The organism is Synechococcus sp. W55.2, assembly GCF_047461635.1.
Taxonomy (GTDB): domain Bacteria; phylum Cyanobacteriota; class Cyanobacteriia; order Thermostichales; family Thermostichaceae; genus Thermostichus.
In genome coordinates, this window is the sequence record NZ_JANSHM010000037.1 from 1 (window position 1) to 22,476 (window position 22,476).

General features: G+C 59.2%; 21 protein-coding genes. 12 read left to right on the forward strand and 9 right to left on the reverse strand.

From position 1 onward, the window contains the following. Positions 1–182: 182 nt before the first annotated feature. Positions 183–650, forward strand: coding sequence for a peroxiredoxin family protein (locus tag NW828_RS08625; RefSeq protein ID WP_414383249.1), 468 nt, complete (start codon positions 183–185; stop codon positions 648–650). On the opposite strand, the gene NW828_RS08630 is transcribed toward NW828_RS08625, so the two are convergent. After that, complete coding sequence (locus NW828_RS08630; protein WP_414383251.1) at positions 643–3,018, reverse strand: glycoside hydrolase family 31 protein; 2,376 nt, start codon at positions 3,016–3,018, stop codon at positions 643–645. The two genes, NW828_RS08625 and NW828_RS08630, sit on opposite strands and share 8 nt — an antisense overlap. 250 nt (positions 3,019–3,268) lie before the next feature. On the opposite strand from NW828_RS08630, the gene NW828_RS08635 reads away from it, so the two are divergent. Beyond that, positions 3,269–4,408 (forward strand): PQQ-dependent sugar dehydrogenase, encoded by a 1,140-nt coding sequence (locus tag NW828_RS08635; protein ID WP_414383253.1) that lies wholly within the window; start codon positions 3,269–3,271, stop codon positions 4,406–4,408. 94 nt (positions 4,409–4,502) lie between these two features. Here the strand turns inward: NW828_RS08635 and psbH are convergent, their stop codons facing one another. Continuing rightward, positions 4,503–4,706, reverse strand: a complete 204-nt coding sequence (gene psbH, locus NW828_RS08640; protein ID WP_011432996.1) for a photosystem II reaction center phosphoprotein PsbH — start codon at positions 4,704–4,706, stop codon at positions 4,503–4,505. A 217-nt stretch (positions 4,707–4,923) separates the two neighbouring features. Here psbH and psbN point away from each other — a divergent pair, with 217 nt between their 5' ends. Next, the gene (gene psbN / locus NW828_RS08645) at positions 4,924–5,055 is read left to right on the forward strand and encodes a photosystem II reaction center protein PsbN (RefSeq protein WP_011432995.1); all 132 of its coding nucleotides are present in this window, start codon (positions 4,924–4,926) and stop codon (positions 5,053–5,055) included. Positions 5,056–5,081: 26 nt separating this feature from the next. Continuing rightward, the gene (gene dapF / locus NW828_RS08650; protein WP_041436430.1) at positions 5,082–5,951 is read left to right on the forward strand and encodes a diaminopimelate epimerase; all 870 of its coding nucleotides are present in this window, start codon (positions 5,082–5,084) and stop codon (positions 5,949–5,951) included. A 3-nt stretch (positions 5,952–5,954) separates the two neighbouring features. On the opposite strand, the gene NW828_RS08655 is transcribed toward dapF, so the two are convergent. Together NW828_RS08655 and NW828_RS08660 are read right to left on the reverse strand one after the other, a co-directional pair. Further along, the gene (locus NW828_RS08655) at positions 5,955–6,644 is read right to left on the reverse strand and encodes a hypothetical protein (RefSeq protein ID WP_414350767.1); all 690 of its coding nucleotides are present in this window, start codon (positions 6,642–6,644) and stop codon (positions 5,955–5,957) included. Between the two features lie 86 nt (positions 6,645–6,730). Next, positions 6,731–7,363 carry a hypothetical protein gene (locus NW828_RS08660; protein WP_414331728.1) on the reverse strand — a complete coding sequence of 211 codons (633 nt, stop codon included), beginning with the start codon at positions 7,361–7,363 and terminating at the stop codon, positions 6,731–6,733. 132 nt (positions 7,364–7,495) lie between these two features. Here NW828_RS08660 and pcrA point away from each other — a divergent pair, with 132 nt between their 5' ends. Continuing rightward, positions 7,496–9,856 carry a DNA helicase PcrA gene (gene pcrA, locus NW828_RS08665; RefSeq protein WP_414383255.1) on the forward strand — a complete coding sequence of 787 codons (2,361 nt, stop codon included), beginning with the start codon at positions 7,496–7,498 and terminating at the stop codon, positions 9,854–9,856. 251 nt (positions 9,857–10,107) lie between these two features. Here the strand turns inward: pcrA and NW828_RS08670 are convergent, their stop codons facing one another. After that, positions 10,108–10,422, reverse strand: a complete 315-nt coding sequence (locus NW828_RS08670) for a hypothetical protein (RefSeq protein WP_414383256.1) — start codon at positions 10,420–10,422, stop codon at positions 10,108–10,110. 520 nt (positions 10,423–10,942) lie between these two features. Here NW828_RS08670 and NW828_RS08675 point away from each other — a divergent pair. Both NW828_RS08675 and NW828_RS08680 read left to right on the forward strand, forming a co-directional pair. Then, positions 10,943–11,434 carry a cytochrome c oxidase assembly factor Coa1 family protein gene (locus NW828_RS08675; protein WP_414383258.1) on the forward strand — a complete coding sequence of 164 codons (492 nt, stop codon included), beginning with the start codon at positions 10,943–10,945 and terminating at the stop codon, positions 11,432–11,434. Between the two features lie 83 nt (positions 11,435–11,517). Then, on the forward strand, positions 11,518–13,053 hold the full coding sequence (locus NW828_RS08680; RefSeq protein WP_414383260.1) for a YcjF family protein: 1,536 nt from the start codon (positions 11,518–11,520) through the stop codon (positions 13,051–13,053). On the opposite strand, the gene NW828_RS08685 is transcribed toward NW828_RS08680, so the two are convergent. Then, positions 13,050–13,349 carry a hypothetical protein gene (locus NW828_RS08685; RefSeq protein WP_414383262.1) on the reverse strand — a complete coding sequence of 100 codons (300 nt, stop codon included), beginning with the start codon at positions 13,347–13,349 and terminating at the stop codon, positions 13,050–13,052. The two genes, NW828_RS08680 and NW828_RS08685, sit on opposite strands and share 4 nt — an antisense overlap. A gap of 211 nt (positions 13,350–13,560) precedes the next feature. Between NW828_RS08685 and rpsN the strand changes: the two genes are divergently transcribed. The 4 genes from rpsN to NW828_RS08705 all read left to right on the forward strand — a co-directional run bounded on the left by rpsN (position 13,561) and on the right by NW828_RS08705 (position 16,687). Continuing rightward, positions 13,561–13,866 carry a 30S ribosomal protein S14 gene (gene rpsN, locus NW828_RS08690; protein WP_011432985.1) on the forward strand — a complete coding sequence of 102 codons (306 nt, stop codon included), beginning with the start codon at positions 13,561–13,563 and terminating at the stop codon, positions 13,864–13,866. A 57-nt stretch (positions 13,867–13,923) separates the two neighbouring features. Continuing rightward, on the forward strand, positions 13,924–14,556 hold the full coding sequence (locus NW828_RS08695) for a ribonuclease D (RefSeq protein ID WP_414383264.1): 633 nt from the start codon (positions 13,924–13,926) through the stop codon (positions 14,554–14,556). A 429-nt stretch (positions 14,557–14,985) separates the two neighbouring features. Beyond that, positions 14,986–15,822, forward strand: a complete 837-nt coding sequence (locus NW828_RS08700; protein ID WP_049749636.1) for an ABC transporter ATP-binding protein — start codon at positions 14,986–14,988, stop codon at positions 15,820–15,822. 91 nt (positions 15,823–15,913) lie between these two features. Then, positions 15,914–16,687, forward strand: a complete 774-nt coding sequence (locus tag NW828_RS08705) for an ABC transporter permease (RefSeq protein ID WP_414356055.1) — start codon at positions 15,914–15,916, stop codon at positions 16,685–16,687. Positions 16,688–16,724: 37 nt separating this feature from the next. On the opposite strand, the gene ald is transcribed toward NW828_RS08705, so the two are convergent. The 3 genes from ald to NW828_RS08720 form a co-directional block, all read right to left on the reverse strand. Then, positions 16,725–17,813: an alanine dehydrogenase gene (gene ald / locus NW828_RS08710; RefSeq protein ID WP_414383265.1), complete on the reverse strand. Its 1,089-nt coding sequence runs from the start codon at positions 17,811–17,813 to the stop codon at positions 16,725–16,727. A gap of 176 nt (positions 17,814–17,989) precedes the next feature. Beyond that, entirely contained in the window at positions 17,990–19,102 is a 1,113-nt protein-coding gene (locus tag NW828_RS08715) for an LptF/LptG family permease (protein ID WP_414383267.1), read from the reverse strand. A gap of 108 nt (positions 19,103–19,210) precedes the next feature. Beyond that, positions 19,211–20,434: a pentapeptide repeat-containing protein gene (locus NW828_RS08720; RefSeq protein WP_414383268.1), complete on the reverse strand. Its 1,224-nt coding sequence runs from the start codon at positions 20,432–20,434 to the stop codon at positions 19,211–19,213. Positions 20,435–20,599: 165 nt separating this feature from the next. On the opposite strand from NW828_RS08720, the gene NW828_RS08725 reads away from it, so the two are divergent. Further along, positions 20,600–22,429 (forward strand): DUF1565 domain-containing protein, encoded by a 1,830-nt coding sequence (locus NW828_RS08725; protein WP_414383270.1) that lies wholly within the window; start codon positions 20,600–20,602, stop codon positions 22,427–22,429. The last annotated feature ends 47 nt before the right edge of the window (positions 22,430–22,476 follow it).

Below are 22,476 nucleotides of genomic sequence, written 5' to 3' on the forward strand. Positions count from 1 at the left end.
CTGAACGAGTTACTTGTCAAGGTTCTGGGGCGCCGGGGCTGGGTGGCCTTGTGGCGCTTTACTACCCTATCCCCACCACCACCCCCACGTCAAGTCCTACTAACCTTTTTTTGGGAAGGCCGAAGGGATCCGGATCCACCGCTAGACTGTTGAAGTGAGCTTAGTTTGGGTCAGACGGGTTTATGGGGATTGTGATTGGGGCTGCTGCTCCTGACTTTAGCTTGCCTGCGGTGGGGAAAGGGATCCAGAAGGGAGCCCGGATCTCGTTGGCGGCTTACCGGGGCAAGAGCAAGGTGTTGCTGGCTTTTTACCCGGCGGACTTTTCCCCGGTGTGCACGAGCGAGATGCGTTGCTTTCGGGAGGATTGGGAAGCTTTCCGGGCCGCGGGCTGCGAGATCTTGGGGATCAGCAGCGATCCCCTCTCCAGGCACCAAGCCTTTGCCGAGCAGCTTAAGCTGGAGTTTCCTTTGCTGAGCGATGTGGACAGAACCGTGAGCCAGCAGTACGGGGTGGACAGCCTGCTGGGGACGCGGCGGGCCTATTTTTTGGTGGATAGCCAAGGGATCCTACGCTACCAGCATGTGGAGTGGCTGCCCTTGTTCAAGCGAGACAACCGGGAGCTGCTGGAGGCCGTGAGGGCGATTAGCTAAACGGGGGATCCTCTGGGGTGGGCCAGAGAACCCGTTGCGGCTGTCCGGTGTCCGGCAGGGAGAGGGGAGTGTGGCCAAGGGGCTCCAGAAGCCAGCTACGCTGGGGCGGGCTCCAGTTGCCCTGGCGGGCCTCGATCTCCAGAATGAGCTGGCCATTTTGCTGTCGCAAGCGGAAGAGGGTGGTGGCCCAGGCTCCTGCTCGATGGGCGAGGGTTTCCCCGTCGTCTTCGTAGAGGGTGAAGCTGCCGTTGCCGGGGTAGAGTTTGAGGTGCGGTTGGTCACGGCGCAGGTGGGCGGTGGACGGGCAGGGGGGAGCTAAAGGCAGAACGGAGCCACCCCGCACAAACAGCGGCAGTTGTTCGAGAGGGGCAGGGACGAGAATGTAGCGGGGGCCGGTGTGGGCCTGACCTGTCCACCAATCAAACCAAGTGCCCTGGGGTAGGTAAACAGCGCGGCACCGCACGCCAGGCCGAACCACAGGGGCAGCTAGGAGGGCGGATCCCAGCATGGCTTGATCTGAGATCTCGTAGGTTTGCGGATCGTCGGGAAACTCGTAGAGAAGGGGGCGCAAGATGGGGGATCCGGTTTGGCTGGACTCCCAAAAGAGGCTGTAGAGGTAGGGCAGCAGCTGGTAACGCAACTGAATGGCCTGCCGGCAGATGGTTTCCACTTCGAGGCCAAAGCTCCAGGGCTCGTGGGGGCGGGTGCCCAGGGCGCTGTGGCCGCGCATGAGGGGGTAAAGAATTCCCATTTGCATCCAACGGGCAAACAGCTCGGGAGTGGCATTGCCACCGAAGCCGCCGATGTCCGCGCCGACAAAGCTAACTCCCGACAGGCCCAGGTTTAGGAGCATGGGCAGGGACATCTCCAGGTGTTCCCAGGAGGATTGGTTGTCGCCTGTCCAGACGGCAGCCCAGCGCTGGATCCCAGCAAAGCCGGAGCGAGTCAGCACGAAGGGGCGCCGGTTGGGGTTGAGCTGTTCCAAGCCTTCACGGGAAGCGCGTGTCATCAGCAGGCCGTACAGGTTGTGAACTTCGGCGTGGGTGGTGGGTTCGTCGGGTGGGCCTTGGGGGGCATCGAGGGGGATATCGACGATCTGGCCGCCGTCTCCAAAGGGGCGGTCGTTGAGGGCCGGCTCGTTCATGTCGTTCCAGATGCCATCCACACCGGCTTGGGTGAGAACCCGTTGCCAGGATCCCCACCACTGCCGCACTCCGGGGCGCAAGAAGTCGGGAAAGAGGACTTTGCCTGGCCAAACGTAGCCATGGAAGAGGTGGCCGTCGGCGCGGCGGATAAAGAAATCCTGGGCCAAGCCCTCGTCGAAGACGGCGTAGTCGGCTTCGGGCTCGAACTTGACGCCGGGATCCACAATGGCTACCACCCGGAAGCCAGCCTCGTGGAGTTGGGCCATGAGCCGGGCCGGTTCGGGGAAGCGGCGGGGATCCCAGGTGAAGACGCGGTAGCCGCGCATGTAGTCGATATCCAAGTAAATGACGTCGCAGGGGATCTGCCGCTGGCGAAATTGCTGCGCAACGGTTTGAACCTGGGCGGCGCTGGCGTAGCTCCAGCGGCACTGTTGGTAGCCCAAGGCCCAGAGGGGAGGAAGGGGAGGCCGCCCAGTGAGTTGGGTGTAGGTCTCGAGCACCAAGGCCGGGGTGGGGCCGTAGATCAGGTAGTAATCCAGCTCGGGGGCGCGCACCTCGATGGCCCACTGCTCGGGATCGATCTGGCCCAGGTCGAACTGGCTCCAGTGGGTGCAGTGCAGGAAGAGCCCGTAGCAGAGGTTGGGGCGAAGAAACAGGGCGAAGGGAATGGCCTGGTAGAGATTGTCGCTGTGGGCGTCGTAGTTCCAGCAGTCGCGAGTCCAGTGGCTGTAGCGCCGACCCCGTTTGTTGAGTAGCCCCGCCCGTTCCCCTAGGCCATAGATGTGCTCGGCAGGGTGGAGGTGTTTGACCAGGCGGATGCTATCGGATCCCCAGGTAAGCCCAGAGGAGACATCGGCGCAAAACTCTTGCCCTTGAGAGTCTTGAAAACTGAACCGGAGGGGATCCCGATCGATCTGAACTTGCACCTGGGAGGTGGACAGGTGGATTTGGGTGGAGCTTTCCTGCAGTTCAAAGGGAGCCGGCGGCCACTCTTCATCGGCTGGAGCCACATCCCAGGAACGACGGGGCAAAAACGCTCCGCTGGGGCTAAAGCGCAGCCGAAACAGACGGGGGGTGAGCACCTGCATAGACCAGCGGCCCTGGGCACAGATGAGGTGGATCCCTCTGGAGTGGGGCTGGAGCTGCTGCAGGGATCCACAAGTTTGCCTTTGGGGTGGGCGGGCGGGGAATTGGCCATTCGCGCCCGCGGGATCGAGTCCCAAGATCTCGCCAGGTTCCAGCATGCTTTGGAGACAGATTGCTGCTCTCAAGGCTAGCCTATGGCCGGGAGGGGACAGGGGGTTGCCCACTCTGGTCCGCAGTGGGTTTTACCCTCATCGGTACCCATCTCCAGAAGAGCAGCGGTAATAATCGACTAGCTCAGACCCCAGAATCCATCGCGAAAACGAGGCGGCAATGGCCATGAGGATCCCGGCGATCAAGCTTCTCTCCTCACTGCTGCTTTTTGGGGGGGTGTCCGTCCCCGCTGTCGTGGCGGCCTACCCGGTCAGCCCGGAGATGGTGATGACCCTGCAACAGGGGGATCATGCCCAAGCCTTGCCCAGGACCAGAACGGAGCAAGCGTTTCGGGTGGTTACTTTGGCCCAGGGTTTGGAGCACCCTTGGGGGATGGCCTTTTTGCCGGATGGAACTCTCTTGGTTACCGAACGCCCAGGGCGGCTGCGCCGGGTTACCGACCAGGGGTTGGATCCCCAGCCCATAGCCGGTGTGCCCGAGGTGTTTGCCCAGGGGCAGGGGGGCCTGCTGGACATCGCCTTGCACCCTAATTACGCGGAGAACGGCTGGATTTACCTGTCCTATGCCGCTCCTGGGCCGGGCGGCGGGGGAACCCGAGTGGCGCGGGCCCGCTTGGGGGAGAAGGGACTCCAGGATCTGGAGGTGATTTTCGACATGGAGCGCAAGACCCCCGCTCAACAGCACTTTGGCTCCCGCCTGGCCTTTGATGAACAGGGATTCCTCTACATCAGCACCGGAGACCGGGGAGAACGGGATCGAGCCCAAGATTTGGGGGATTCTGCCGGTAAAGTGTTGCGCATTACGGATGCGGGCGGGATCCCGGCGGACAACCCATTTGTCGGCCAAGCAGGGGCTTTGCCGGAAACTTTTACCTATGGCCACCGCAACATTCAGGGAATGGCCCGCCACCCTGAAACAGGGGCAATTTGGTCCCATGAACATGGGCCGCAGGGTGGGGACGAGATCAACATCTTGGCCCCCGGCGTCAACTACGGCTGGCCCCTAATCACCCACGGTCGAGAATATACGGGAGAACCCGTCGGCCAAGGACTGGCGGCAGCTCCCGGCTTGGCTTCCCCTCTGCTGCACTGGACGCCCTCTATCGCTCCTTCTGGCATGACTTTCTACACGGGAGAGGCTTTCCCAGAATGGCGGGGCAACCTGTTTGTGGGGGCGCTGGCCGGGCAACACCTGGCGCGCTTGGTACTGGATGGAGAGCGGGTGGTGGCGGAAGAGCGCCTGCTGGAAGGGGCGGTGGGTCGCATTCGCGATGTGCGGCAGGGGCCGGATGGCTTGCTCTACCTGTTGACCGATGCCCCCAGTGGATCCCTGCTGCGCCTGGAGCCAGCACCCTGAAGGCATCGGCTTAGGAGATGACGGAAACTATCCTGCTCCCGCTGGGCAGCTCTTTGGCGGGACAGGGACTTTCCCCAGAGTAGGGCCTGGGAACTCAAAAGCTGAGGCTCTCCCAGGAGACGTTAATGTCTTCCAAAAGCAGCGACTTGTTGTAAATCTGCAGGATGATCAACAGGAAGACAGCAAATAGGGCCATGAAGACCGCCATCAGGGGCGTGGTGCCCCAGCCGGGAGCCACTTTACCGTATTCCGAGTTGAGGGGACGCAGCAGATCGCCCAGTCTGGTACGAATGGCCATAGGTTCTCGCAGTAAGTTAGGAACAGAACACATTGATGAAGTCGAAGATGACCAACCCGGGCGGTGGATCCTTGGTGCTCGGCACCGCCCAGACAGCCACCCCATTAAAATCACGCTATCAGAATCTGGCCAACCCCTTTTGCCTTGAGCAATGAATTGTAAACTTGTGTAATACTGTAGTCGAACGCTCTCAGGATCTGAGGACTCAGACTTAGATATGGAACCCACCTTTTCCCTGATTGTGGCGATTGCGGCAGTTACCATCTGCATCACTGCGTTTGCCATCTACACGGCCTTTGGCCCCCCTTCCAAGGACTTGCAGGATCCCTACGAGATGCACGAGGATTAAGGCCTGTCGTTGGGATATCTGGGTAAATGTCTGCTCGGTTGACCCCCCGTCTCTCCTTTCACAAGTACCAGGGGTTGGGGAACGATTTTATCTTGGTGGACAACCGCTGGCAGTCTCAACCCTGCTTGAGCCCGGAAGAGGCCGTCGCCCTTTGCAATCGCCGCTTTGGGGTAGGAGCCGATGGGGTTATCTTCCTGCTGCCGGGGCAGGAGGGGGCAGATTTCAGCATGCGCCTCTTCAACAGCGACGGTTCCGAGGCGGAGATGTGCGGCAATGGGATCCGCTGTTTGGCCCGCTTTCTGCAGGACTTGGGGATCCCAGGTCGGGATGGCGCCTACCAGATCCACACCTTGGCGGGACGGATCGTGCCGCAGGTGCGGGCAGATGGGCTGGTCACAGTGGACATGGGGATCCCTCGCCTTTTGGCCAAGCAGATCCCCACCACCTTGGTCGAACCGGATGAGAAGGTCATTCGGCAGCCGCTTGCAGTGGCCGGGCGAGAGTGGCGGGTGACGGCGGTGAGCATGGGCAACCCCCATTGTGTGGTCTTCCTGGAAGAAGAGGGATCCCTGGAGGAGCTGGACTTGGCAGCTGTGGGCCCCCTGTTTGAGCATCATCCGGCCTTTCCTGAGCGCACCAACACCGAATTTGTGCAGGTGCTCAGCCCGACTCGTCTGCGCCTACGGGTTTGGGAGCGGGGAGCAGGGGCAACGCTGGCTTGTGGGACGGGTGCCTGTGCTGTTTTGGTGGCTGCTGTTTTGGAGGAGCGCGCAGAATCGCAAGCTACAGTAGAACTGCCGGGAGGAAATCTGGAAATTCGCTGGGATCCGAGCACACAGCACGTGTGGATGACCGGCCCTGCCCTACACGTCTTCAGCGGCACCACTGCCGGTTGAGAACTAGGCTCCCAGACCCAACAGGAGGATGGCCAGGAGGCCGAGGATCCCATAGGCAACGCTCCAGCCCTGCCGCCAGATCAGCGCCACTGCCAGGCCCAATAAGACCAAGCCTAAGCCCAGGCCAAGGCGGAGAAATAGAGGGTGTACAAACTGGCTGAGGGAGCGTTTGAGCCAGGGGAAGATCACCCCCAAGGCGAAGGCCAGTCCTACGGGGATCCAATCGATCCAACCTGTCTGCTCCCAGCCCCCCAACAGGTAAAAGCCGCCCAGACAAAGGCCCAGGCAGAAAAACAGCACCCGCATGCCGGGATAGTCTTGTCGATAGTTGAAAGCAAGGCTTCGGAGCTCCTTGGGGTGGGCCAAGACCAATGGCTCTACAGCAAAGCTTTCGCTCCACTCCGGCGCTTCTTCAGTTTGTCCGCGGCACCAAAGGTAAACGTTGACCTTGCGCAACCCTTGCAGCAGAGAGGCTTCCACCGCACTGCGCACCACCTCCATCACCTGCAGGGTATCCACCACATCGCCCGGCAGCCGTTCCAGCAGCACGTTGAGAACAGGCCCCTTCAGCTCGGCTCGGCCAAACAGCCGCAAGTTGGCAAGCTTGTAATCGAGGATTTGGTTCAAGATTTTGAGCTGGCGGCGCATGGGATCCCGTAAACAGTGAACCGTCGTTCGAATGGTTGACTTCAAGCTTCAACATGACCGGTATGACCAGTCTAATGGCTTGGGCCAGAGCAGCAGAGGAGAGGCGTTGCCGGTGTGAAAGGGAAGTGGGACTATCCCATGAGGGTGCGAATGCACCGGCGAATGCTGAGGTTGGATTGCTCCAAGTCGGCAAATCCGCTCAGAAGAGTTCCCTGGCCGTCCAACAGCAACAAAACAGCCTGGCGGCGAAAATTGATCCCAGGCAAAGCTGCAGCGGCTATTTCTTGCAGCTTCTGGATGGTTGCTCCCTCAAAATCGACCGAGACATACACAAACGGAGAAACCAGGCGGGGATCCGTCGGTACACTCTCCCGGATGGCCTGCAAAACCAAGTGGCGCACCAGCAGCAGCCCCCTGCCATCCACCAGCACGATCTGGCGCAGCCGAGGGTTTTGCCCAAACTCCAGGGCCAAACTTTTGGAGAGGGCTTCCGATTGCGAGCGGGTTTGGCTGTTGGTCAAGATCAACGCTTGAATGCCCTCATACCGACTTAGGTCAAGCCGATCCCCAGAAACGCTTTCCACCTTGAGGTCAAGAGATGTTTTGGGGTTGCCGTTGCTGGGGCAGTTGCCAGCTTGGGCGGGATCGAACGCACCTTGAGAAAGCAGGGCAAGGGTGGCAAACCCCAAAGCCACAAGTCTCTTTTGAACGCAAAGCCAGCAGCGGTTAGCCGGGGCACAGCAGCAGGACAGCACTCGGTTCATGGCGGGGAGCTCTGGAGCGGGCCGGCCAAATCTTAACCGATCTTCATCTTTGGTGCTCCAAAATGCCCTCTGGGCTTCTCATCCCCATTGGGTTGGTGCCCATAATGGAAGGCAGTTTCTGGTTTGCTGGCCATGACTCACGCCTCTTTGCTGGATGCCCTCAACCCTTCTCAACGGCAAGCGGTGCAACACTTTTGTGGCCCGCTGCTGGTGGTGGCGGGGGCAGGTTCCGGCAAGACGCGCGCCCTCACCCACCGCATTGCCTACCTGGTTCGCCACTATCGGGTGGATCCAGGAGAAATTTTGGCCGTGACCTTCACCAACAAGGCCGCCCGTGAGATGAAAGAGCGCATTGAGCAGCTCTTTGCCGAACAAGAAGCTCAAGAACAATTTGGGATCCCCTTAGAGGAATTGGAGCCGGCCCAGGCAACGCGACTAAAATCTGCTGTTTACCACCGCTGGATTAAGCCTCTTTGGATTGGCACGTTCCACAGCTTATTTGCCCAGATCCTGCGCCTGGAGATCGAAAAATATCAGGATCCCAAGGGGCGCAAGTGGACTCGCCACTTCTCGATCTTCGATGAATCAGATGCCCAATCTCTGGTGAAGGAGATTGTAACCAAGCAACTGAACTTGGATGAGCGCAAGTTTGACCCAAGGTCGGTACGCTACGCCATTAGCAATGCCAAAAACCAAGGTTGGACTCCTGCCGACCTGGAGCGCAATCAGCCCAACTTCCGTGGCCGTACCATCGCCCAAGTTTACGAAATCTATGAAGACCAACTGGCAGCCAACAATGCTCTGGACTTTGATAACTTGATTTGGATACCAGTGCAGCTTTTTCGACAAAACGAGCAGGTGTTGGCTTACTGGCACCAACGATTTCGACACATTTTGGTGGATGAATACCAAGACACCAACCGCACTCAGTATGAGTTGATTCGTCTGTTGGCCACCAACGGCGAGACCTGCAGATCTCGGTTGGATTGGAGAAACCGATCGATCTTTGTGGTGGGAGATGCCGATCAAAGCATCTATCGGTTTCGCGGGGCAGATTTTACCATTTTGCTGGAGTTTCAAGAGACCTTTGGAGATGGTCTCCCGGATGATGATACCCGCACCATGATCAAGCTGGAGGAGAACTATCGCTCTACAGCTACCATTCTGCAGGCAGCTAACGCTCTCATCGAGAAAAATACAGAGCGCATTGATAAAGTTCTCAGGCCAACCCGTCAGCAAGGAAATCCGATTCTTCTTCATCAGGCGGATGATGAGATTGCAGAGGCCGAGTTTGTCGTCAATACCATCCGACGATTACACGGCCAAAATGCCAATGCTTTTTCCTGGGGAGATTTTGCCATTCTCTACCGCACCAACGCTCAATCCCGTCCTTTTGAAGAGGTCTTGCTGCGGTGGGGGATCCCTTACACCGTGGTGGGCGGACTGCGATTTTACGACCGCAAAGAAATTAAGGATGTCCTAGCCTATTTACGGGTTGTGGCCAACCCTGCCGACTCCTTTAGCCTGCTGCGAATTATTAACGTGCCGCGCCGTGGCATTGGCAAATCCACCCTGGACAAGCTGACCGAAGCGGCGGCTGCTCTAAACGTGCCTTTGTGGGCAATTCTCAGCGACGAAACCTCTGTAAGTAGCTTGGTGGGTCGTTTGGCTAGGCCTGTCATTCAGTTTGCTCAGTTGATTCAGCACTGGCATCGACAGGCTTCTCAAACCTCAGCCGCCACCCTTATCGAAGGGCTGCTGCGGGATTCCGGTTATTTGGAGGATCTCAAGGCGCAGGGTACAGACGAAGCCGAAGAAAGAGCGGCCAACGTGATGGAACTTTACAATGCCGCTCGCCAATTCGAGGAAGAACAGGAGGATCCCAGCCTTGAGGCTTTTTTGAGCAATGTGTCTTTGGCTTCCGACTTGGACAACCTTCAGGAAGGCGCTGAGAAAGTTTCGCTAATGACGTTGCACTCTTCCAAAGGTTTGGAGTTTCCTGTTGTGTTCTTGGTGGGGGTGGAACAGGGTCTATTTCCCAATTTCCGGGCTTTGGAGGATCCCGCTGCTTTGGAAGAAGAGCGACGCCTTTGCTACGTGGGCATTACCCGTGCCCGTGAGCAGTTGTATATCAGCCACGCCAGGGAAAGGATGCTCTACGGCAACCGCGAACCAGCTATTCCTTCGGTATTTTTAAGTGAACTGCCCCAAGAGTTAATCGAATTCGACGGACGCGGAGCCGTTTCTCGACAGCTCTCCCACGGCAGTGGATTGTCCCTTTCAGATGCACCCAAGGCCAGGCCCAATCGCCGCCAAAGCCGTTCAGAACAGTGGGCGATTGGAGATCGTTTGCAACATCCCCAATTCGGACAAGGCCAGATTACCCATGTGTTCGGCAGTGGTGAACGGGTCACGATTGCGGTGAGGTTTCCCGCTATCGGTCAACAGAAAATCTTGGATCCCCGTATCGCTCCTATTCAAAAGCTTAGCTAGGCGGCTGAACTCGGAAGGGCTCCAGCGATGAAGAGAGGCAAAGGGAAGTGCTGTAGAAGTCCGTAGCTCATTCGAGATTGCCTTGCCGTTGACGTCGTTGGTGATCCCTTGCTTTATATGTGTTTGCTTTATATGTGTTGCTGCACGACGGGGAAAGCAAAACCTCAGCTCCCCCTTTCCCTGATTTGACCGTTGCCCAACCCTCGACCTTACCTCTGCCCCCTCGTCACTAATTGCTTGTAATTGCTTGACTACCCGGTCTTGGGATCCCTCGCCAGGCTTAACCCAGTCGGCTGGGACTGAGTTGTCTCGGCTCTGTCCGGTACCAGGCGCAGGGGCGGGCCAAAGCGGCCAACCGCTATGGTGTTGTGCAAAGCCGGGATCTGGCGGATGGATCCCTGGCGTAGGCAGCGGTGCAAACGGCGCAGCAGAAACAGGTCGGCTTCGGAGCACTCCTCTCGGAATAGCCTCACGTTGAGTTCGTGTTCCTGAGCAGCAGTGAGCAGACCGGTCATCATGGCGGTTTGAATGATCTGCTGCACGGTCACGGTCGTCGCTTCATCCATAGGTTTATGCGGTTGGATTGAGACCTTTTGCTGCTCTTATTCTCGATAAATCCCCCTGATATTTACTCCGCCAAATAGCGGATTCGATATGCGCGCTTTGTCATCTTTCCCAATGTTCAGGAAATAGGGCTTTCCAGGTATCCATTGACTTTCTGATCCATCCAGATCCTATTCAGGCGAAAAGCTTGAAATCCTTGCTTCACAAGCCTTTCCAATCGAAGTGGGAGTAGAGCCAACAATTGGATACGTAGGGATCCCATCCTCACCGCAGTACAAAACTAGACTCAACAATGAGTTGATTGAACTGGCCAAAGCGGTGCTGATCCCATGATTTTCCGGGCTGTTGTTTGAGTCTGTAAACAGATATCTGTGGCAATACGGAACTGAGAAGCGATGTTCGTCACCGACAAATGGCGTAGGGTTGCTCGGCTTTTTGTCTGTACCTTGTCGGCAACGCAGGCATAGAGGATGAGCACCAGCTTTGTGTTAGTGTGGGGGCATTCTGTAGTGGCGATTGGCCGTGTCGGAAACTCCACAAACAGTCGGCTGTGCTGCCCCTCTGGGCTGCTGTGGCTGCGGCTGTCTGGGCCTACTGGCGGTGCTGGGCTTGGGGCTGGCGGGGGCAGGGATCCTGATCTGGAATGGGATCCGCACTTCGGGTGCCTATCGCACCTACCAGTTGGCGGTGGAGCAGCTCGAACAAAATGCCGTGGTGGTGGAACGTTTGGGAGAGCCCCTGAGGCCGGGATGGCCCTCGCGGCTGCGCTTTCAGGAAGATGAGGAAGCGGGCTGGGTGTGTCTGTCTTTTTTGATTACAGGGGCCCAGCGCACCGGCGATGTGGTGGTGGAATCGGAGCGGGGCATGGCCGGCTCGGCATGGCAGTTGCGCCATCTGCAAGTGAAAGTTGACGGGGATCCGCAGGCCATTCAGGTCATCGAGGGGGAATCTCGGTGTGAAAAGGAAGAGTCGGATGGAGAAGCCCTGCCCCTGCAGCCAGAAGGCGACATCTAGGTAGCCGGATATGCTCAGCCGCGGGTAGAGTCAAAAGGACTCCGTCCCGCTGACGCGAACGGTTGTGGCCTTGTTGGATCCCTATGCGGTCGCTCCCTTACCTGCGCTTGCTGCTGCTGTTGGCGCTGTTGGCCTCGTTCACCGGGCTGATCGTCTGGCTGATCCAATCGTTTCTCGATCTGTACTACGCCACCCGCTACCACCCGATTTTGGGGGGGCTGTTGATTGGGGTGCTGGTGCTGCTGCTGCTGGTGTTTTTGGCCGCTGCCATCTACTACTTGTTTCTGTTTCGCCAACCCGCCCCCAGCAGGAGACCCCCTGCCTTGCCGGAGACGGCTTTGGAAAAGCGGAAAGCGGCGCAACAGAACTTGGCTCAACTGGAGGCGCAGCTAGCGCAAATCCAGGATGAAGTGGCGCGGGCAGCGCTGGCGGAGCGGTCGGCTCTGCTGGCCCAACAGTTGGCCCAGCCCCAGCTGAAGGTGGTGGTCTTCGGCACTGGGTCGGCGGGCAAGACTTCTTTGGTCAACGCGCTGCTGGGGCGGCGGGCGGGGGCGGTGGCGGCCACTCTGGGCACCACCCAGGCGGTGGCTTGTTACGATTGGAACTTGCCTGGGATCCCGCAGCCGGTGCAGATCCTGGATTGCCCCGGCATTTTGGAGATCGGCCCGGCAGGGGTGATGCGGGAACAGGAGGCGCAAGCCCAAGCCCAAGCTGCCGATCTGCTGCTGGTGGTGGTGGATGGGGATCTGCGCCAGTCAGAGGTGGATCCCTTGCGCCGGTTGATCGCCCTGGGCAAGCGGGCCTTGCTGATCCTGAACAAAGCGGATCGCTACACCTCAGAAGAACGGCAGATCCTCTTGCAACGCCTGCGGGAGCGGGTCTACCCCCTGATTCCACCTCAGGATGTGTTGATAGCTGCCGCTGCTCCAGCCCCTGTGCGGGTGGGATCCCAAACCTGGCGACCGGAGCCGGAGGTGGCGGCGGTGCGGGATCGCGTGCAGGCGGTGCTCTATGCCGAGGGGGGATCCCTGGCCTTGGACAATGCCCTGCTGCAATCGCAACAGTTGGGGGAAGAGGCCAAACGGATTCTCCAAGCCCAACTGCGCCGGCAGGCGGAGGAGGTGATCGATCGCTTTCAGTGGATTGTTACAGGAGTGGTGTTCGCCAACCCCATCCCGGCGGTGGATCTGCTGGCCATTGCCGCCATCAACGCCCAGATGGTGGTGGAACTGGGATCCCTTTACGGCTGCAAAATGAACCTGCAGCAGGGGCGGGAGCTGGCCTTGTCTCTGGCCAAAACCCTAGCGGGCTTGGGCTTGGTGGAAGGGGCGATCCAACTGACCACGGGGATCTTGGCCACCGTTGCCGAAGTGAGCGTCGTCGGTTTTCTGGCGACAGCCCCCATTCAGGCAGCCAGTGCTGGCTATCTCACCCGCATTGCCGGCAAGAGCTTCATTGAGTATTTCCAGCACAACCAAAGCTGGGGCGAAGGGGGGATGCAGGCGGTGGTCAAAGCCCAGGTGCAAAATACCCAAAAATCCGGTTGGCTCAAAGAGTTTGTCCGCGAGGCTTCCCGGCGCATCTTCCGAAATGGGATGGCCAACCCAAGGGATCCCTAATGGCCGCTCAGGGCAATATCCGTCGGCATGAAGGCCAGCTTCAGTTGTGCCACATAATCGGCGTAGCTCAGTGCCGGCCCAGTGTCCCAATCCGCCAAGCCATGCATGCACTTCGACCATTGAATGAAGGCGGCAGGATAGATATAGGCCAAACTGGGATCCTGCAAAACCTCTTTGGGCAGTGGAGAGGCCGACTTCAGCACTGCCAACAGAGCCGGCGGCTTGTGGAGAATCACGCGCGTGGCCTCAATCTGCTCTGGGGAAACCCTAAACTTGGTGGCGATAAACGGGATCACTGCTGGAAATGGCCATCACCCAACACCAACCTCGCCTGTAGAGGTAGGTTGCCCCCAAGCCGAGGGGCTGGCCTCAGGGATCCTACGGAGAGCGGAAAAGAGGGATGAACATTGGCGAGGATGGCCGTGGGCGGGCCTGGGATCCCCTTGCTTGGGGCCGCTGCTCCCCGTTATCCTAGTAAAGCTGAAAAATCTGGGGAAACAGTGAGCCGTGGCTAAAAAGAGCATGATCGAGCGGGAGAAAAAGCGCCAACGCTTGGTCGAGAAGTATCGGGAGAAGCGCCAACAACTGAAAGCGGCCATGGCCGATCCCAACATCGACCAGGCCACCCGCATGGAGCTGCACGCCCAACTGCAAAAACTCCCTCGGGCCAGCTCGCCCACACGCCTGCGCAACCGCTGCTGGAAAACCGGGCGTCCCCGGGGTTACTTCCGCGATTTCGGCCTGTGCCGCAACAGCCTGCGGGAAATGGCCCACAGAGGCTTATTGCCAGGCGTAGTTAAGTCTAGCTGGTAGCTACCCGACCTTCGCCGCTTGGTTGAACGGCCAAAACATCCTTTTGAGAGATCCTGAGTGGGCCTGCAACCTTTTCAGCTCTGTGACGAAGATCTCACCCCTGCAGTGGCAAAGGCCCTGGCCAGGGAACCTTACCTGGCCGTGGATACAGAAACAATGGGGCTGATCCCGCAGCGGGACAGGCTCTGCGTGGTGCAAATCGCCAACCCTGCCGGCGAGGTGGTGTTGTTGCGGTTGAGCCGTGGAGTAAAGCAGGCCCCCCTTCTGGCGGGGCTGCTGGCGGATCCCAACATTGAAAAGATTTTCCACTACGCCCGCTTTGACCTGGCCATGCTGCGCTATCACCTGGGGATCCGAGCGTGGCCTGTCTTTTGTACCAAAATTGCCAGCAAACTGGCCCGCACCTACACCAGCAAACACAGCCTCAAAGATGTGGTGAGCGAGCTGTGCGGGGTCGAACTCAACAAAGCTGCCCAAAGCTCCGACTGGGGGGCCGTCCACGCGCTATCCGCCGAACAGCTGGAATATGCCGCCAACGATGTTCGCTATTTGATCCCGGTGCGCCACAAGTTGGCGGAGATGTTACGGCGGGAAGAACGCTGGGAGTTGGCGCAGCAGTGTTTCCAACATTTGCCTACTTTGGTAGAGCTGGATCTGTTGGGCTTCAGTAACGTCTTCGAACATCAGTAGGCGGAGTCTTAATTTGATAGATAGTTATAGTCGTTTCAGGTTAGGTTGAGACGCCAGGGCTACTGAGAAAGGCTTTCTGGCTTCGTGCATTATTGCTCCGCAACGCTGGCGCGACGACGCGACCAACGTTTTAGTGTGGGTGCAGTGTTTTAGTTTGCATCGAAATGACCATATTCTTTTGGATGACCGGATTCTCAGGGATCCCCCCTCTCCCGAAGCTGAAAATGGGGATACGTCACCGGCGCATAAAGTATCTGCCAACACAGTTGGCCGCCCTTCTCTTTGATGTAGTGAGGATGGGGCTGGTCGTACCAATGGGCTTCTCGAGATAAACCGGCTTGCAGCCCCCATCGCTCCGGCCATCATCTGTCCAGATCAAGGGGAGTAACCCTCACTTGGGCCACTATGAAAATCATTGGAGTTGAGTCAATGTTGGAGTCGCAGAGGGTGGTTCAAAGTGGGTTATCTTCCCCCGCTGTTTCGGGCAAGCCCGTTCTGGAGTTGCGCCACGTCTCGCTGCAGTACCCCACCAAGGGATCCCCAGTCACGATCATCCGCGACGTCAGCTTTTCTGTTGCCCACTCGGAGTTTGTCTCCATTGTTGGGCCGAGCGGCTGTGGCAAGACTTCTCTTTTGAAGATGATGGCCGGCCTGAACACTGACCATGGCGGCACCCTCTACTTTCAGTTGCAGCCCATCGCCGGCCCCCTGAAGAGTGTGGGCATGGCCTTTCAAAACCCGGTGCTGCTGCCCTGGCGCACAACCCTGGAGAACGTGTTGCTGCCGTTGGAGGTGGTAGAGCCCTACAAGCGCACCTTCAAGCAAAACCTGGCCCAGCACGAGAAGTCGGCGCTGGAGCTGCTGGCCACCGTAGGCTTGGAAGGTTTTCAGAAAGCCTATCCTTGGCAGCTTTCTGGGGGAATGCGGCAGCGGGCTTCCCTGTGCCGCGCTTTGATCCATCAGCCGGAGCTGTTGTTGTTGGACGAACCTTTTGCCGCTTTGGATGCCTTTACCCGCGAGGATATGTGGGAAATGTTGCAGCGGCTGTGGCTGCGCACCGGCTGCACTGCTATTCTGATCACCCACGACTTGCGGGAAGCAGTTTTCCTCTCCGATACCATTTATGTGATGGGGCCACGGCCTAGCGAGATCATCTTTTCCCTCAAAGTGGATCTGCCCCGTCCACGCCCGCTGGAGATCTGCCTGACGGACGAGTTTCACCGCTTGGTCTCGGAAGTGCGCCAGCACATTCGGCGCAGCTATTAGGCCAAAGAGCCCTTGATCCAAAAAATCTGGATCCAAAAAATCTGGAAAGGTTTGCTGGACAGGTTACCGCGCATTTCTGCCGAGGGATCCCATGAAAAAATCATTTGACCGATTTTTGCAGACCCAAACGGCTTCTGTGGTCTTGCCCGCTGTCACCATCGTTTTGACCCTTGTGCTCTGGCAGGTGGGGGTGGGGCTGTTCAACGTTCCTCGCTTCATTCTGCCGGCGCCCACCCAGATCCTCGCAGCCATGAACCAGTGGAGCCCGGTGATTCTGCGTCACTCCCTAACCACCCTCACTTCGACGCTGCTGGCCTTTGCGCTGGCTTTGGTGGGGGGGATATTGCTGGGATCGATCATCGGCAGCTCCCGCCTGGCCCATCTGTGTTTGTACCCGCTGCTGGTGGGGTTTAACACCATCCCGAAGGTGGCTTTGGTGCCGCTGCTGGCGATTTGGTTTGGCTTGGGCCTGATCCCGGCGGTGATCACGGCCTTTTTGCTGGCCTTTTTCCCCATTGCAGTCAATGTGGCGGTGGGGCTGGAGACGGTGGAAGCCGAGATGCGAGATGTGCTGCGCTCGCTGGGGGCCAGCTCTTGGGAGATTTTCACCAAGGTGGGGCTACCCCACAGCATGCCCTACCTGTTTGCCTCGTTGAAAGTGGCCATCTCCTTTGCTTTTGTCGGCTCGGTGATCTCGGAGACGGTGGCTTCCAACCAGGGGCTGGGCTACCTGATCGTGTCGGCCAGTTCTTCTTTTGATGTGCCTTTGGCCTTTGCGGGTTTGGTTGCCCTCGGCATTATGGGCATTTTGCTCTACACCTTTTTTGCGGCTTTGGAGCGCTATGTCCTGTCCTGGCGACAGTAGCATCTGCTCCAGGGGATCCCACTGATGCCTGAACAAGCTAGCCCAAATCTGGAAAAGTGGCCCGCACTGCCGGGTGGACGATCTTTCCTGCCCTGATGTTGAGCCCTTTGGCCAAGGCCGAGTCTTGTTCCAAAGCAGCGGGCAAGCCGAGATTGGCCAGCTTGAGGATGTAGGGGAGAGTGGCGTTGACCAGCGCTTGGGTCGAAGTCCAGGGGACAGCCCCCGGCATGTTGGGAACGCCGTAGTGTAGCACCCCGTAGGCTTCGTAAACCGGCTGGGCATGGGTGGTAACCCGTGTGGTAGCAATGCACCCCCCCTGATCCACCGCCACATCCACAATGAGGGAGCGAGGACGCATTTGGGCCACCAACTCTTCTCCCACCAAGACCGGCGCCCGCCTTCCCGGCACCAACACTGCCCCCACCAGCAGGTCGGCCTCGCGAACACACTCTTCCACGCTTTGGGCCGTGCTGTAGAGCAGCTCCACACGGGATCCAAAGAGCAGCTCCAGCTCGTTCAGCCGCTGCAGGTTGATGTCCAAAATCTGCACCCGCGCCCCCAAGCCTACGGCCATTTTGGCCGCCTCGGTGCCCACCGTGCCTCCGCCCAAGATCACCACCCGTCCCGGCGATACCCCTGGGATCCCACCCAGCAACACGCCTCGCCCCCCCTGTTGTCGGGTGAGGTAATGGGCGCCAAACTGCACCGAGAGCCGCCCGGCAATCATGCTCATGGGCATCAACAAGGGCAGGGATCCATCTGCCAATTCCACCGTTTCATAGGCAAGGCAGGTGGCCCCCGATTGCAACAGCGCCTGGGTCAGCTCGCGGCTGGCGGCCAAGTGCAAATAGGTAAACAGGATGAGGTCGGGATGGAGCAGAGGATACTCGGCAGGCAAGGGCTCCTTTACCTTCACCACCAGCTCCTGCCGGTAGATCTCCTCAGGAGTGACAGCCAGCTTGGCCCCCGCTTTTTGGTAGTCCTCATCCGTGAAGCCCGCTCCCTGGCCTGCTTGGGTTTCCACCCACACCTGATGCCCCTGTTCGGTTAAGGCCCGCACCGCCGCCGGTGTCAGCCCGACACGGAACTCTTGCTCTTTGATCTCTTTGGGCACGCCAATTCGCATAGGGATCCCCGTAGGGCTGCTTTTCAGTCTAGACAGACTCTCCCCGCAATGGGATCCCTGGCCTGTTGATCCCTACCTTGTAAGGGGACGGAGGAAGGAGAAGCAAGGGAAGTTGATCCCTGTCTTCTGCAGGAGATTTTCGAGAACGTAGGACTGGCGGATGCTGGGGTGGATCTCTAGCGCAAGAAGCGGGCCAAAAGCAGCAGGCCGAGGCCGCCGAAGAGGATGTTGAAGCTCCAGGCCGCTGCCCAGGGGGGAAGGGCGCCGGCTTCTCCCAGGCTGCGAGACACGCTGAGCACCACGTAGTAGCCAAACACCAACAGGATCCCGAAGACGACGCCCCCGTAGCGTCCCACCCGCCGGGCAGTGCTGGATCCCAGGGGGAGCGAAATCAGCACGGCAAAAAAGCTGGCCAGGGGCAGGGAAAAGCGCATGTGGAACTCGGTGCGCAGAGCCTGAGTATTGAGATTGGAGCGGGCCAAACGGGAAATCCGCTCCGCCAGCTCCGGTAAGCTCAACTCGCTGGGGGGAACCGGCGGCTGCATTAGGGCAGCCAGATCCTGGGAAACTTGCAACGGCTTGCCATGAAACGTTTGCTCGGCAATGCTGAGGCCGGTGGGGCCGTAAAGGTGGGTCGCTCCTTCGCTGAGGCTCCACTCCAGTCCGTTCCACACTGCCTGAGCGGCCAAGGTCACTTCCGCCAACTGGTATTTGCCCCCCGGCAAGGGATCCACCCGCAAAATCGTGACATCTTGCATGGTATTCAACCGGGGATCCACTTGGCGGATGAAGAACCAGAGGTTGTCTTCGGTTTTGAAAAAGACATCGTATTGCACTGGGGTGGTGGCCTGGGCCAGCAAAGCTTGCTGATCGATCTGGCGGATTTGCTGTTTGCTGGCTGGCAGCAACACGTTGCTGATAAAAAAAGCGCTCAAGCTCATGGCCAACCCCACCAGCAGCAGGGGCCGGAAAATCCGGCTAAAAGGGATCCCGGCTGCCCGCATAGCGGTGATCTCACTGTTGCCGCTCAGCTTGCCCAAGGTGAGCATGGTGGCAAAAAAGGCGGCAATGGGCATACCCAGCACCACCATCTCCGGCAGATCCAAAACCAAGAGGCGCAACACCGTCAGGGGGGGGATGGATCCCTCGACCAGCCGCTCGGCCAGGGTAAACAGTCGGCCCACCAGCAGCAGCAGGGTTCCCCCCGCAACACCGGTCAGCACTGGGGTGAGCATCTCCCCAAACAGATAGCGCTCCAGCAGCCAGAACTTGGTGAGCAACCGTGCCATGTTTGAGAATTGAAAGGGATCGCCCTCATCCACATGGAAGAGACGGGTTGCAATGGCCGAAAAATCGGCAGCAAAAGCCCTGAACCAGGCTTATCGATTTATTCTCGCTCAAGGGCTTGGGGCAGATGGGGGAAACGACTCCGTTTTGTCGGCAGGATTCGAACGCGGCCTAGGAGAGTTGAGGGGAGGTTCGGACGCGGGATCCAGCTTGGCACCCCAGGTGACCAGGTAGGCCCGCTGTTCGGGGGAAAGGCGGTGAGCTTGGCGAAAATCTGCTCCTGCCACGATGGCGCCGGTGTAGGCCCCGGTCTTGAAATCGGGCTTTTGCCCTGGCTGAGCAGGGGAAGCTGTCTGAGGGGATCCCACAAACAGCAAAGCGCGGTAGAGATCGGCCCCGCGCAGGTCGGCATCCCGCAAGTTAGCTCCGCACAGATTGGTGTGGCTGAGATCGCAGCCGCTCAGGTTGGCTCTCTCCAGGCTGGCTTCGCTGAAATCCACCGCTCGCAACAGGGTGCCATGCAGGTCGGCTCCCTCCAGCATCGTGCCCAGGTTGACCACTCGGATGCCGTTCACGCGATCCCGCTGGTAACCCCCTTTGCCGTCCAGAATGGGTCGGCCCAGGTGTTGATCCCGCCGCAGAGGGCTGAGCAGGTTAGCGGTGGAGAGAAAGCGCAGGATCTTGGCTTTGCCGAAGCGATCCACCCCATTCAACAGAGCAGCCGTGCGCCCGGCAGCAATGGCCCGCTCCAGGGGCCAATCGTCCAACTGCCCATCGGGAGACAAGACCAGGTTGGAAATGCCTTCAAAGTAGGCGTCGATGGTCTGCTGCTGGGTGATGATATTCTGCTGAATGGTGAGATCGCGGGAGATGATGTACTGCCGCCAGGCGATGTAGGCGGCCAGGATGGCGATCAAGATCTGGCCTGTGGCCCCAAACACTTCTCCCAAAGCCCCAATCGCCTCCCAACTCAGGGATCCCAAGGCAGAAAACAGCCCGCTCCCGGCAACCCCTCCCATCAGGGCCAAGCTGAGGGCCACTCCCGCCCAGGCCAATTGAGGCCAAGTGGTCAGCCACTGCCAAAGACGGCGTCCGATCTGAGCCCAAAGCGATCGCCCCCACCAGCCCGCCAGGCCCAGCCAAGCCAGCACCGCCCCCCAGCCCAAGACCGGCTGAGCCATCAGCTTTCCCAAGAGCAGCAAGAAGGCCGGGATCCCCAACAGCAGCAGGTGAATCAGGGGTTGCCACGGTGAGACCGGAGACAGCAGGATCCCGGATTCAAGCAGCGACGGCTCTTGGGGCAGATGTTCGGGGACAAGGGTTTTGTAGGTCATGGCGCAAGAAAGGATGATACTCTAGGGCTAGTGTCAGATTTGCAAAAAAAGCCTGCGTTAGTCCGTATTTAGAGTTGGAGAATAGGGCAGGCCCCTGCCTGCTCAGTTTGGTAAGATGACCTCGGCTTTCCTTCTCTAGCCCAGCCTGGTGTGGGGATAACCACCATGATCTCTTCCTTATTGTCCTTACTGCCTATTGGTCTGCAGAAATCCGGCGAACACCAATCTACAGCAGTCCTGCCCGGCCTGCGGGCGCAGCGCCATCGTTCTGCAATGCTGACGCGGCTGGCAACCTCTCTGATGCTTGGCACCACCCTACTGCTGACAGCAAAGTTGGATCCTGGCTGGGCGCAAACTTCCCTGGACACTGGTATTACCGGCGAGCAGACCCTGCCTCAAGCTCCCCCGCTCCCGGACAATCGCCCGGCCATTTTCGTGGATGCAGCCAACGGCAGCGATACCCGTGGGGATGGATCCCGCAATAACCCCTTCAAGACGATTACTTATGCCATTCAGCGGGCTGAGGCTGGCAGCGTCATTCAGCTTTTTCCCGGGGTATATAGCGAGGAGAGCGGCGAAACCTTCCCCATCCGTCTGAAAGCCGGCCTCACCTTGCGTGGGGACGAGTCCACCTTGGGAGAGGGCTATCTCATCACCGGCGGGGGTACCTACATGAGCCCAACCTTGGGGCGACAAAATGTTGCTCTGCTGGCAGAGACCGGCGCAGAAGTGCGAGGAATTACCCTGCGCAACCAGGGGCGGCGCGGCTATGCCCTCTGGGTGGAATCTGCCTCCCCGCGCATTCTCAACAACAGCTTTGTGGGCAGCATCCACGATGGGATCTTCATTGCCGGCGCTTCCAATCCCTGGGTGGAGGGCAACCGCTTCTATAAAAACGGGGCCAACGGCATTTCCGTCTTGGGCACCTCCCAGCCCACCATCATCAATAACCTGTTCCAGGAGACCGGCTTTGGCCTCACCATCGACCAGCGCTCGGCGCCTATTGTGCGCAACAACCGCATCCTGCAGAACCGTGCCGGCGTGATCGTCGGGGGCAGCTCCAGGCCCATCCTGCGCAACAATCTCATCGCCCAGAACTTGGAGACCGGCCTCACTGCCATCACCAACGCCCAGCCGGATCTGGGCACGGCCACGGATCCCGGCAACAACATCTTTGAGGGCAACGGCCAATACGACATCCACAACGCCACCCGCGGCCTGCGCATCAATGCCAACGGCAACCAACTGCGGGGCAAAGCCAAAGGGGATCTGGATCTGTCCGGTCAAACCACCGTCGCCGCTCTCCCCGATAGCGCTCCCCGCCCCATTGCTCCTGGCACTTTGGCTCTGCCCAGTGCCCCGTCCCAGCCGGCTACTCCCAGGGATCCCCGGCCAGCGGCTGAGACCCCCTCCACCTTGCCGGTTGTGACGGTGCCGCAATCGACGGATCCCAGCCCAGTTGCCTCTCTATCGGGATCGGGGGGGCGCGTTTTGCCCAACGTTCCTGCCCAGCCGGCGGACACTCAACCCCAAGCGCAGGAGTTTGTTGCCGTCCCCTTCACGCCAGATGGCTCTACCGCACCTGCTCAGCCGGTTGGCCCTGCCCCCGCAGCTCCTGTTCCCAGGCCACCCTCGGCTCCCCTCACAGATATCACCACCCTTCTGCCCCCGCCGGCCCGTCGCCCGTCCACGGGGATCCCAACTACTCCCTCTGCTCCCACTACAACTCCAGTTGCCCCCCCTGTGGTTGCTGTGGGTAACGACTCCGTTTCGCCAACGCGAACGGCAACTCAATTTCGCGTGTTGGTGACCCCCAAGAGCAGCGATGACTTGAACCGATTGCGGCAGCTCATCCCCGAGGCGGTGGAAACGGTTTTCAACGGCAGAACAGTGTTGCAGGCGGGCCTGTACGACAGTCGCAGCCAGGCCCAGTCGGTCTTGGATCGGCTGTTGGATGCCGGCTTTGAGGCGGTTGCCGAGATGATTTTCCGCTAGCGACCCTCCACCCTACCGGCTTGCTTCTCCATGACGGTTAGGAGGAG